Source organism: Deltaproteobacteria bacterium, from assembly GCA_030654105.1.
Lineage (GTDB): Bacteria > Desulfobacterota > SM23-61 > SM23-61 > SM23-61 > JAHJQK01.
Genome location: JAURYC010000043.1, coordinates 1 through 12,309 on the forward strand (window position 1 = coordinate 1; position 12,309 = coordinate 12,309).

The window sequence follows — 12,309 nt, forward strand, 5'->3', positions numbered from 1 at the left end:
GGAGGGGGTGAAAAGCAAGTTTCTTCCGCGAATAACCTTCAAAAGCATAAGGACAAAATCGGATTGATCTACCGGACAAGATTACAGGAAGGGAAGGAGGTCTGTGCTGCCTAAGGAGATCGAACCGGGCGAACCCGGGGATTGGCTTCACCAAGCCTGGAGCCACCTGAGGGCGTTAAGAATCTCCTACAAGACCGAAAAGAGGTTTGATTTTTTGGCTGCCTTCTGTAATTCTGTTCTAAAAGCGTAATGGCGATTGTACTTTTCCTTGAAACGATGGATCAGCTTTTGCCCCTGATCCGCTTGGACTTTGCTCCAATAAATTTCTGCGGTAGCCAATAATAATTGCGCTGCTTTCCAATAACTCTTCCGGTGTTTTTCGCTCACAATGGCGTCCACTCTTTTGAAGGCTGCTTTCTCGGCGGCAAGAAAATATTCTTCCTGCTCCTTCCCGGGGATTGGAAACTCTTTCAAAGCCTTCTCCAGATGATCGCGAAAGCGTTTTCCCAGATCTCCACGGGCTGAATCCTCTTGGGAAAAAGTACCGAAGGGGATGGGGACGTCTGTGGCATCTTTCCAAAGGTCAGCGATGTTGGTGGTCAACTTTTTTTCGTGGTCCCACCCGGCATAAAGGAAGAAGGGAACAAGGATGGCATTGGGAGAATTTCCTGAACTCCACCCCAGGGACTTGGACGGCGACATGAATGAAGCCGCTTTCGCATAGTCGCCCTTGAGAAGGTAAGAGTACACTTCCAAACTCTCCGGGACATGATTTTCGTGAAGATCCGGAGACCGATTGAAATCCGTCTCAAGGGGGCCTTTTTTTTCTGTTCGTTTCCTAATTTTCTCAAGGCGAGCAAGGGTGCCGTTCACGTACTCCACTTTCTGTTGAGCGTTCTTCGCGTGGTCCAGAAGGTTCAAAAGGCGAGAAAGGGATGGAGAAGCATACACGGCTTCTTTGAGGCTCTCTTCAATCAGATCCTTTTGGTCCAGTTGGTTGGCTGCCTCATGGAGATAATCGGCAATCCTGGCCCTGATCACCAGACGATCAGATAACTTTTCCAGCCCGAGCCTGGCAACGCGAATCATCGCACGATAATTTTTATCGTTTTTCAGGGCCTCCAGCCATTCCACAAAAGCCCCCGGAAACTGATGCCCTTTCTCCAAGGCCAGGGCTTCCAGGCCCTTGACGCCTTCGAACAGACGCACCGCTTCTTTCACCAGGTTCGTTACGATACGATTCTCTTTCTGTTTATTCAGATATTCTATCCAATGTTTTCCGAATTGATCCAGTTCGGGAAGATCTTCCATCGACGCATGGATCACGCCATGGATCGTCGTGTTTTGGGATAGATAAGAAAGAGTGTTTATACCTCTAAGTAACGCTTCAGGCCGGGATGAAGGTTTCTCTGACAGATAAATGCTGCGCAGATATTTCAGGCCCGCTTCTTCGAGATCCGTCCCCACCATCTCATCCTGGTCATGCCCCGAAAATCTACCTTCTTCGTTGCCTGCCAAATAAATTTCAAACAACTTCTCATAAGCCTTCTTGGCAAGGGCATAATCACCAGCTTCGTAAAAATCATTTATCCTTTCAAAAAGCGAACCGATTTCTTCAACCCAGGAGTCATCTCCCCAGGCCCTTTCTTCCCCATAGTCATCATCCCATCCCCATCCGGTGGTGTATTCATAATTTTCAGCCCGTTGTCCAAAGGCCTCGATCTCCCGCAGCAGGAATTCGCCATCTGTCATCGTCGGCTTAGTCGATTTTATAGTGCCTTTTGGCTTTTCAGGACGGACAAAGCGATCAAGGTATCCCCTCCGTTCCCGTGGCGGGAGATTCATGGCATGACCCCGAATGATCTCTTTCAATTCGTCGTGACTAAACTTTTCAAGACGGGCGTTCAATTCCGAGATGAATTCTTTCAAGGTGAGGTTTGACATAATCTCTCTTTAATACCTTACTTAAATGACACCCATGGTATATCAAGCAAGTTCAGCGCCCTTTTTTTCACACTTCCTCAACTTGGAGATACTCGTATTCGTTAGTCTGCTGCCTTGAGTTCTCAGGGCCATTTTGCATCGAATAGCCAATGGCCTCATAGCCCTTAAGGCGTTTTTTATACATCCGCATTAGCGTTGGGACGTGAAGGTCGACATAATCGTAAACTTGCACCACTCGTTTGTTATCGTGAAGCCGATGGAGACGCCCCACGTACTGCTGGAGCGTACCGCGCCAAGAAATAGGCATGGCTAAAAAGAGGGTATCCAGTCTGGCATCATCAAACCCTTCTCCAATATACCGTCCTGTAGATATGATCACTCGTTCCTTTGAATCTGGAACGGCTTTAATTTGATCAGCCAGTGCCTTACGTTGTTTACTGCCCATCCCGCCCCTAAGAACGATGACATTCTGGGCGGAATCCTTGAGCCGTTCCGCAAATTGCTCTAAGTGTTCAACCCGTTCCGTTAGAAGGAGGGGGGAGCGTCCCATTTCCAAAGCTCTCAGGAGATCATTGAAGATCAATTCATTACGATGCTTGTCAAGTACAAGGGCAGCGTAGATATCCTGAATTTTCACTTCGGCTGATTCTGGAGCCATTTTAAAATTGGTATACCTTGTTATGACCACATGCTCAAAGGGTCTCGCGGCTGCCTGCTTCTTGGCACTTTCCCTAAAGCGGATAGGACCACACTGCATTAAGATTATAGGATGATGGCCGTCCTTGCGGATAGGAGTTGCAGTGAGGCCCACAACGTACTTAGCTTTCACCTGTTTGAGAACCTGTTCAAAGGTAAAGGCAGGGATGTGGTGGCATTCATCAACAATGACTTGACCATATCCGGCCACCATGTCTTTGACCACCCCCTTACGATTGAGGCTCTGGATGAGGCTGATGTCGATAGAATCGGTAACTCTCTTTTTGCCCCCACTCACCTGACCAATGTCTTCCACCGGCATACCCAAGAATAATGCTAACCGGTCACGCCACTGGTCCATGAGTTGCCTGCGGTGGACCAACACCAGCGTGTTAACTTTTCTTTTGGCGATAAGCCATGCCGCTATCACGGTCTTACCAAAAGCGGTTGGGGCTGACAGGATACCGTTGTCGTGAGCCAAAAATAGCTGAGCAGCTTCTTGTTGCAAGGGGCGAAGTTCCCCCTTAAAAATCATGTTTATCGAAATGCCCCCAAAACGCTCGTCAGCCAGTTCTGGCTTGATATTGTGTGTTTTGAACAACGCCAGTGCATCATCGAGGCAACCCCGGGGGAGGCCCACATAGGATGGGAAATCCTCCGCACAACCAATGATCCGGGGTTTACCGAAGGTCGACAAGCGCATGGCCTGAGCCTTGTAGAACTCCGGGTTCTGAAAAGCAGATAGACGAATCAGACGGTTTAACATAGCAGGAGGTAACCCATTTTTTTCAATATAGATCAGGTTACCCTGAACTATTCGGACAGTTTGGGGGAACGGTCCCTGAATGGTTTTTTCCTTTCTTTTCTTTGAGGGCGGCAATGTCCATGGATCCTCTTCGATCCCTTCATCGGCCAAGCTTAAGCGGACGCCAAGGACGGTTCCATTTCGTGAAGCCTCCTGGACTATGGTGTCCACTTTCTCCGACTGGATTCTTTCAATTGTGGAAAGAAATAGCCACTGGACTGGATAGGCTTCGAACTCCCGATTTAGAAAGACACTATTGTCTTTCTCTCTGGGGAGTCGTTGTAAGGGAAGGGCGATGAGATTCCCGAACCCACCCTTGGGCATCGTATCCTGAGTTGGAAAGAAACGATCATAAGAATCCAAGCCGATTTGATGGCGTCGTTCCATGGAACGTGTCAAGATGGAACAACCAAATTTCCGCGCCAGGGAAGCCTGAACCGGACGGTCGAAGAACATCCAGATGTGACCTCCATTTCCTGATCTCGACCGTTCCAGCGCTGCAGGAACCCCCATCTCCCCACAGGTTTTAAGAAATACAGCCGCATCCTCTTGCCAGGCTTTTTTATCAAAATCAACAACCAAGAACCAGCAGGTTTCATCCGGCAAGAGTGGGTAAACCCCAATCGTATGTTTTCCAAGCAGATGGCCAAGAATCACTTCATCTGTGACGGGCTTGAGCTCGCGATTTTCACAGTCGGCACATTTCACCATGGGTTTGCCACAAAAGGTACGGTTCCATTCGTTTGCACAAGCAGGAGAATAACCAGAATTTCCTTTTTCCCCTTCCCATCTGATTGGATAAACGTCTTCACGCCCACGGAACAAGGACCGAAAAAGAGCAATTTGGGTTTCTATTGAAGAGTTATTAGTAACCTGGGGTGCCGTAAGGGTATATGGCGTGGATGGTTCCGATATAATTGGTTTGGGTGTTGGAGTGCGAACTTCAGGATGTAACCCGAGTAGCTTCTTTAACCGTTCATTTTCCTCCCTCAACGAAGCACATTCTCTTAATGCTTTTTGGAGTTGGTTTTGAAGGTCCTCGGCATCAATCATCTAACCACCACTTTATCAAATACGAAGAAGTTTAAAATTTGCTCACGCTTAGTTTCATCCTCCAAAACATCCTCTCCAGTGAACCAACTGGCGACAACGTGGCGATTTATTTCTGCGCAGGCTTACCCCCCGCCCTTGCTACCGGGTATTAACCACTGCTTTGACAGCAACACCCAATAGAAAAAAAGGCGAACTAGCTGTAATGATTACCGGTTCGCCTTAAAACCTTAATGTTCAAGGTGTTCGTAAAGGTCAATAATATTGGCTGGTAACACCTTGAAATTATTAAGCTTGTTTATGGCTCCCCGAGTCCGCCTCAGGCGGACAACCTAGTGGTTAATCCGCTTGAGGCGGACTCTGCCGGTTGAGCTTTACAGAAAGAATCCGTTCATAGATCCATCGGCGTCCTTGCCCCGACTTCAAGGCCTTTTCTCTTTTCGTGGCTTCAACTCTTGATGAATACTCTTCCGAATAAACCAAGTGCCATGGTCCTATTTGCTTTCTGGTGTATCTATGCCTGCCCAGTGAGCTGTCATTGTGCTCTCTAAATCTTCTTTCCAGGTCGGAGGTATGACCGATATAAATCTTTCCAGTCGATTCACTCTGGAGGACATACACCCAGAAAGGCATTGGCATCAACCGCCTAAGCATAAAAAAGGCTTGATCCGCAGAAGACCAAGCCTTTTGTCTTTGGATGGCTCCCCGAGTAGGACTCGAACCTACAACCTAGTGGTTAACAGCCACCCGCTCTGCCGGTTGAGCTATCGGGGAGCAGGGGAATATTTTATCTTATCAAAACTCCCTTAATCTACCGGCAATCCAGTGGTTAATCCGCCTCAGGCGGACTCTGCCGGTTAAGCTATCGAGGAGCAATTTCTTTCATCATTCCTATTCAGCTCAAAGCTCATTCTTTAACCGTGAAATCCACCCTCCGCCCCTACAATCGCTTACGCCCCTTGCCCGCCGGGACTCGAATCCCGCCTCAGGCGGGATTAACAGCCACCCCCGCCAAGGCGGGGTTGAGCTATCGGGGAGTATAAAAAAAACTTTATCGAAAATATCAAAGGAATGTAAATTTTCTAACACAAATTAGGCCGGATGTCAATTCTGCAAAATCGTTATTTAATCTTCTCTACAAAAATCTTTGCAGCCTTGAGGGCATCTTTAACCACAATCACGTCCTCTAAAAGCCCTCGATAGTAACCTGCAATATGCAATAACTTATAAAGTTTTTCGAACTCTTTAAAGAGCTTGCCGTTGTGAACCATCAGATGCTTTCTCAGCGCTTCCCTGTATCCATCCACAGATTCGGGGAGCTCTTTTTCATCAAATCCTTTTCGGAGTAAATACTCATCGATAGCTTTCAGGGATGGCAAGATATGCGGTTCCGCAAGCCTCCGGAACAGGTTTAACATCGGTATAGGTGTTATCCTCTACAGGGATAGTTTTCAATATCGCTTTGGCATTTTCTAAATATCTTAACGCTTCCTTCATCTCAAGACTCCTTCAATTTACGGCACAATTTATTCTAAAAGTATTGTGACGATTTCGTCAAGCCAATTTAGAGGATGGCCGAACCCGCATTGAGGTCAGATTCCAGGACGAAACCGCGTGGCTGAGTCAAAAGTTGATGGCTGATTTATTCCAGATAACGGTCCCGACAGTGAACGAGCATATCCGGGATATCTACAAAGAAGGTGAGCTACAGGCGGCGCCAACTATTCGGAAATTCCGAATAGTTCAAAAAGAAGGATCCCGTCAGGTCACTCGGGAAATGGATCATTACAACCTCGATGTTATCATTTCAGTGGGCTACCGGGTCAAATCGCACCGCGGCACGCAGTTCCGCATCTGGGCCACCCAGCGATTGCGGGAATACATCATCAAGGGCTTCACCCTCGACGATGAACGTCTCAAGCAGGCTGGCGGCGGAAACTATTTTGATGAACTTCTGGCCCGCATCCGGGATATCCGATCCTCGGCCGAGAGATTGGCTTGAATCAATAATGCAGGGGGACCGCCAACGATTTAATTTTTCCCCTCAAGCTCTTTAAGCTTCCTGATTAAGGATTATTTGTCCCGCTTCAATCCCTGACAAGTAATGAATTACAGCCCCTTCAAAATACCAGTTAGAGCCCAAGGTAGGTTTTACGGAGGACCTCGTTTTGAAGCAATTGCTCGCCAGTGCCTTCGGCGATGATCTTGCCCGAGGAAAGGACGTAGTTACGGGAGGCCATCTTAAAGACCGTGCTGACTTCCTGCTCAACAAGGAGAAGGGTGATTCCAAGATTCCGGATCTCACCGATCTTTTCAAAGACATGTCTCCGCAGAATGGGGGCCAGCCCGGTGGAGGGCTCATCAATGCACATCAGTTTTGGCCGAGACATCAATGCCCTTCCGAGGGCAAGCATCTGCTGCTCCCCACCGGAGAGGGTTCCGGAGATCTGGTTGGATCGCTTATTAAGCACAGGGAATAACTGATAGACTTTCTCAAGGTTATCTTGTATTTCTTTTTTCTCTATCAGGAGATAAGCACCGGCATACAGATTGTCGATAACCGTCATTTCACGAAACGGTCTTCTCCTTTCGGGACAATGAATCAAGCCTCTTTTAACAATCTCGTAAGCAGGTATTTGATCTATTCTCTCCCCGTCAAAGGTCACCATACCCTTGATGGTTACGTCTCCACCCGTTGACCGACGGGTGATCTCCCTTTCCCAGGCAACCAGCCCGGTAATGGCCCTGAGCAATGTAGATTTGCCGGCCCCGTTGGGCCCAACCAGGCTCACCAACTCCTCCTTCTCAACGCTCATGCTCAGGTCGTTGATGATCATGGCCCTGTCATAGCAGACCGTCAAATTGGTTACTTGCAGCAGCAAGGTTAGACTCCTCCTTCGCCCAGGTAAGACTCGATAACTTCTTTATTATTCACCACCTCTTCCGGGGTGCCATCAGCGATAACTTCCCCATAATTGAGTACGATGATTCGATCCACAATCTTCATTAACTGCTGAAGCTTGTGTTCGATGATAATCATGGCAGGTCCTTCGCTGTGCAAGCGACCGAAACGGCCGCCTTTGTGAAGTCGGTGGATGGATTTGCCCATAAGATCGGTCTCGGCAGGACTCAGCCCCCCGAAGGGTTCATCCAGGAGAAGCAGTTCCGGCTCTGTGGCCACGGCCCTGGCGACCTCCAGCCGCTTGAGATCACCTTGGGAAAGGGTGGAAGCCTTTTCCAGGGACATATCGGAGATGCCTGCAAACTCCAGGGCATCCATAGCCTTGGCCTCGACTCTCTTGACCCATTCACCCCTTTTCATGGCCCGGGGGCTCAGGCACGATACCATGACATTGGCAATAATGGGGAGACGGCGGAAGGGCCTCATGTTCTGGAAGGTGCAGGCTATTCCCAAGTTTATGATATCCCAGGTCTTAACCCCGACAATGTTCTTGCCCTTAAAGCGGATACTCCCTGCATCAGGTTTCAAAATGCTGGTTATCAGCCGCACCAGGGTGGTCTTGCCGGCACCATTAGGGCCGATCAGACCCACCATTTCGTTCCGGTTCATAGAGAAGCTCACGTCATTAACAGCTCGGAGTCCCCCGAAGTCCTTAATGAGACCATCCAGTTCTAAGAAGGGTTGGTTCATATCAGGTTTCCTCGGCCTCTTCTCTCAGCTCCCGGCGGGAGACCTTGCCCACGTCTGTCTTGGGAAGCTCTCCACGGAATTCGATGATCTTGGGGACCTTGTAGTGCGCCAGATTTTCTCGACAGAATTCCATAATTTCTTCTTCGGAGATCTTACCCCTGGCATCGCTCTGTAACACCACATAGGCTTTTATCAACTGGCCCACTTTGGGATCCGGTACACCAACCACTCCGGCAGCCTTAATCTGTGGATGTCTATAGAGCACCTCTTCCACGTGCCGGGCAAAGACCGAATAACCCTTATATTTAATCAGGTCCCGTTTACGATCAAAAAAGTGAAAATACCCTTCTTCATCCATTCTGACCAGATCCCCGGTTCTAAGCCACTTTTTTCCGTCAATGTCTATAATAGAATCCTTTGTCTCCTCAGGTCTCTTCCAATAACCCTGCATCATGTTGGGGCCGTGAAGGATCAATTCGCCCACCTCGTCTATCCCTTTGAATTCCGTACCATCGGCATCCACAACCGCGGCGGTGACTCCAGGGATGGGCACCCCGAAGGAACCGCTCTTGGGTCTATCATATGGGGTGCTATGACTGACGGCAGTAGTCTCGGTCATGCCGTAACCTTCTAATATCTTGGTCCCGGTTCGCCTCTCCCAGTCTTTAATCGTGGATTCATGAAGGGTGTCCGCGCCGCAGGCGATCAATTTGAGTCGCTTCCAGTTGACGCGATCCGTCTTTTCATAATCCTTGAGGTATTCAAACAGGGTAGGGACACCATAGAAGCCGGAGGCCTGGTAACGCTCCATGGCCGAAAGGATATCATCGATATCCGGGGTGGTGAAAAGAACAAGGGTGGCGCCCTGAACCAGGCCATTGAGCATCACCACAACCTGCCCATAAATGTGAAAGAAGGGCAAGAAGGCTATGACGACTTCCTTACCCTCCTCAAATATGGGCCAGAAGGAAACGGTCTGGGCCTGAAGTGAGACTATATTATGATGAGTCAAGATGGCCGCCTTAGGGAGTCCGGTAGTTCCTCCGGTATAGGGCAGGGCTGCGATATCTTCCCTGGGCTGAATCTCGATTTTGGGAGGTCGAGGTGGATATTTCTTGATCAGGGTCTGAAACTTAAGAAGGCCGGCCTCGTCAATATACTTGGGAGTTGGTACGTGCATTTCCCCATAGACCTTTCCCAGGGCACTCTTACCCAGCTGCTTTTTGAGCAGAGGGAGGTACTCCGCGATATTGGTCAGAATCACATTCTTGAGGGAAATGCCGGTCTTCTCAACGTTATCATAGAGGATATCCTGGCAGATGATCGTCTCGGCCTCACTGTCCTCAAGCTGATGCTTAACTTCCTTGCTGGTATAAACCGGGCTGATGGGAGTGACCTTGGCCCCTACTTTAAGTGCCGCAAAATAGGCGATAACATACTGCGGGCAATTCAAGAGATACAAGGCCACCGTTTGGCCTTTGATCACTCCAAGATCAGCCAGGGCAGTGGCGAACCGGTCGATCAACTCCTTAAGTTTCTTGTAGCTGATCTTATTTCCGTAAAAAATCAATGCGGTCTTGCTCGCGTATTTATCCGCCCTCTGGTCAAATAGCTCAGGTACGGATATCTCGGGAACATCCACCTCACTGGGAACGCCCTTCGGGTAATATTTCAGCCAGGGTTTGGACAGGTAGAGCTCTTTAGGATCCATATCTTCCCCTCATCGCGGTTTTTGATGCTCAGCCGGTATCAAATGCGGGAACCCCGATCCTCGACACCGGACGTTTAGCCCCTTTTTGAATCTTTATCGAAAATGCTGTATCCCGGATCCAGTATCATTTCTTCCTTTCTAATCTAACTGCGCTGTACAAATGCGGCAGGTCTTTCGGGTGGCCACGTTTCTGATTTTGCACCTGGGACACTCCGTTTCGATCTTGTCGCGTACCCAGGGGAGAAGGCCGTTCGGCATGTAGAGAAGGATTAACAGGATGACAAGCGCGAACATCAGCATGCGAATCTCGGGCCAAAAGCGGAAAAACTCCAGCAAGGGAAAGAGGATAAAGACGGCTCCGATGGGCCCATATATAGTGACTACCCCGCCGAATATTGCCCAAATTACAACAGTGAAGGACATGGTGACTTCCAGGTTGGCGGGGCCGGCTATCCTCATAAAATGGGCGTAGAGCCCCCCGGATATCCCGGCAAAAAAACCACTGAGGCAAAAGGCCAGAAGCTTATAACGGGTAGTATTGATGCCCGCAGTCCTCACGGCCAACTCATCTTCCCTAATGGCGTGGAAAATAAGGCCGGTATTCGAGTGGGTTATCTTCCACATGATTGTGCCCAGGGCCAGCATGGTCACTACCGTAATATAGTAATCAGTGATGCGGGACCCGGAAAGACGATCCAGGCCGGAGATTCCCAACTCACCTCCCGTGAACTGAGGGATGGCGAAGACAATGCCCATCAGGATAATTGGGAAGGCTAAGGTAGTCAGGGCTAAGTAAGTCCCTTTGAGCCTGAGGCAGGGAATGCCGATAACCAGACCGGCTAAAACCGCAGCCAGTGCACCCAGAGGGATACTGCCCCAGGGAGGTAGGTGAGCGTGCAGATTCAAAAGAGCGGCAGTGTATGCAGCCACGCCAAAGAAGAGGGCGTGTCCGAAATTCATCTGGCCGGTAAAACCGGACAGGAGATCCCAGCTGGCCGCGAAAATGGCGAAAATGCTGGTCAAAATCAGGATACGCAGCAGGTAAGGATCCTGAGTAACCAAGGGCAAGAAGAGGAGAACGAAAAAGAAAAGAAGAACAACCACCCGGCTGGGGAGGACGAGTACCTCCCCCTTAAAAACGGTATAAAGCTTTCTCAGATAGAAACCCAGTAGCCCCATGTCTATCTCTCTTCCTCAAAAGCAATGCCAAAAAGCCCTTCCGGCCTAATCAACAGCACCAGGATCATAATGGACAGGGCCACAGAACCCTTGAGGTAAGAACCCATGGGTAGCAAAAAGACCACCAACGCCTCGGCAAATCCCAGGATATAGGCCCCGACAAAACTCCCCTTGATACTGCCCAGTCCGCCCAGGACTACGACAGCCATCATCATGATCAGGGGGTGCATCCACATAAAGGGATTAACGATAGCCAGGGGAGCAATCACGGCGCCCGTAAAGGCGGCCAGCCCGACGGAGACACCCATGGTAATCATGGCCACCCGGCTCTCATTCATACCCATTAGGTTGGCCACTTCCCGATCCTGAGCCGTAGAGCGAATAGCCAGACCAAGCCTGGTTTTCAATAACAAGGCCCAGACCACGGCCAACACCAACAGAGCCATGGCAACGGTCAGCAATTGTTGATAGGCGATCTTCACCCCGAAAACCATCCGGTATCCCTCAACCAGAGACGGCACGCCCAGAAAGTCTCCGGTGAAGATGAGGAGCATGATTTCCTGCATGGCCATGGCCAGGGCTATGGTAGCGATCAGCACCGCCGCCTCATGCTCGCGTATAGGGTCTATGAACAGTTTGTAGGAGATGAGTCCGATCAAAGTCACCGGTATTATGGCCACCAGCATACACAAAGCTGGATTAACGCCTAATTTATGAGTGCCGTAATAGATAAAATAGGCGGCCAGCATGTAAAAGGCGGTGTGGGCGATGTTAACAATACGGGCCACGCCGAATATCAGTGAAAACCCGATAGCCAGAAGGGCGTATACGCTCCCGTTGATCAGACTGCTTATGATTATATCCAGAATCATATAACCTCACCCGCTCGGTTCCCGTTCAGATGATTTCGATTCTCATGACCAATGCCCCGCCCCTCTTGGCGCGGTGAGTAGGGGCGGGGATCGTACAAAGGTAGACTATTTTTTATATTTTTTGATCATCCAGGGTGGTATCTTATAGGGGACCATGCCCTTGTAGGTGACCCCTTCCCAACCGTTCGGCCACCAAGCCCTCATTTTACCATCCTGCCATTGAAAGGTGATGCCGGTTGCATAACCCGGTCCAAAGACCAGATCGTGGTCTTTGTCAAATTTTGACTTGGGGGCTGAGACCACTATACGCTCGGCCTTTTCAATCACGGGAATCAACTTTTCCGTATCAATCGTCCCGGCCTCCTCTATTGCCTCGCCCACCCCCAGTTTTGAAGATTGG

General features: G+C 49.6%; 11 protein-coding genes, 1 tRNA gene and 1 pseudogene. 1 reads left to right on the plus strand and 12 read right to left on the minus strand.

Features of this window, described 5'->3' with window-relative positions; all coding sequences use genetic code 11:
* Positions 1–186: 186 nt before the first annotated feature.
* The 6 genes from Q7V48_01770 to Q7V48_01795 form a co-directional block, all read right to left on the minus strand.
* Positions 187–1,944 carry a hypothetical protein gene (locus Q7V48_01770; GenBank protein ID MDO9209468.1) on the minus strand — a complete coding sequence of 586 codons (1,758 nt, stop codon included), beginning with the start codon at positions 1,942–1,944 and terminating at the stop codon, positions 187–189.
* 67 nt (positions 1,945–2,011) lie between these two features.
* Entirely contained in the window at positions 2,012–4,498 is a 2,487-nt protein-coding gene (locus Q7V48_01775; GenBank protein MDO9209469.1) for a DEAD/DEAH box helicase family protein, read from the minus strand.
* A gap of 336 nt (positions 4,499–4,834) precedes the next feature.
* Positions 4,835–5,128: a GIY-YIG nuclease family protein gene (locus Q7V48_01780; GenBank protein ID MDO9209470.1), complete on the minus strand. Its 294-nt coding sequence runs from the start codon at positions 5,126–5,128 to the stop codon at positions 4,835–4,837.
* A 65-nt stretch (positions 5,129–5,193) separates the two neighbouring features.
* Positions 5,194–5,269 (minus strand) — tRNA-Asn (locus Q7V48_01785).
* Between the two features lie 347 nt (positions 5,270–5,616).
* On the minus strand, positions 5,617–5,874 hold the full coding sequence (locus Q7V48_01790) for a DUF5618 family protein (GenBank protein ID MDO9209471.1): 258 nt from the start codon (positions 5,872–5,874) through the stop codon (positions 5,617–5,619).
* Positions 5,849–5,992, minus strand: a complete 144-nt coding sequence (locus Q7V48_01795; GenBank protein ID MDO9209472.1) for a DUF5618 family protein — start codon at positions 5,990–5,992, stop codon at positions 5,849–5,851. The genes Q7V48_01790 and Q7V48_01795 overlap by 26 nt, the downstream gene beginning before the upstream one ends.
* 88 nt (positions 5,993–6,080) lie before the next feature.
* Between Q7V48_01795 and rhuM the strand changes: the two are divergent.
* A pseudogene (rhuM, locus tag Q7V48_01800) lies at positions 6,081–6,485 on the plus strand (RhuM family protein).
* Between the two features lie 142 nt (positions 6,486–6,627).
* On the opposite strand, the gene Q7V48_01805 reads toward rhuM, so the two are convergent.
* The 6 genes from Q7V48_01805 to Q7V48_01830 form a co-directional block, all read right to left on the minus strand.
* On the minus strand, positions 6,628–7,377 hold the full coding sequence (locus Q7V48_01805) for an ABC transporter ATP-binding protein (GenBank protein ID MDO9209473.1): 750 nt from the start codon (positions 7,375–7,377) through the stop codon (positions 6,628–6,630).
* 2 nt (positions 7,378–7,379) lie between these two features.
* Entirely contained in the window at positions 7,380–8,147 is a 768-nt protein-coding gene (locus Q7V48_01810; GenBank protein MDO9209474.1) for an ABC transporter ATP-binding protein, read from the minus strand.
* A gap of 1 nt (position 8,148) precedes the next feature.
* Positions 8,149–9,858, minus strand: coding sequence for an AMP-binding protein (locus tag Q7V48_01815; protein MDO9209475.1), 1,710 nt, complete (start codon positions 9,856–9,858; stop codon positions 8,149–8,151).
* Positions 9,859–9,996: 138 nt separating this feature from the next.
* A complete protein-coding gene (locus Q7V48_01820) occupies positions 9,997–11,037 on the minus strand; it encodes a branched-chain amino acid ABC transporter permease (protein MDO9209476.1) in 1,041 nt (346 codons plus the stop codon).
* 2 nt (positions 11,038–11,039) lie between these two features.
* Positions 11,040–11,909, minus strand: a complete 870-nt coding sequence (locus Q7V48_01825; protein ID MDO9209477.1) for a branched-chain amino acid ABC transporter permease — start codon at positions 11,907–11,909, stop codon at positions 11,040–11,042.
* 105 nt (positions 11,910–12,014) lie between these two features.
* Positions 12,015–12,309 (minus strand): hypothetical protein (locus Q7V48_01830; protein MDO9209478.1); only part of this gene is annotated, 295 nt, incomplete at its 5' end.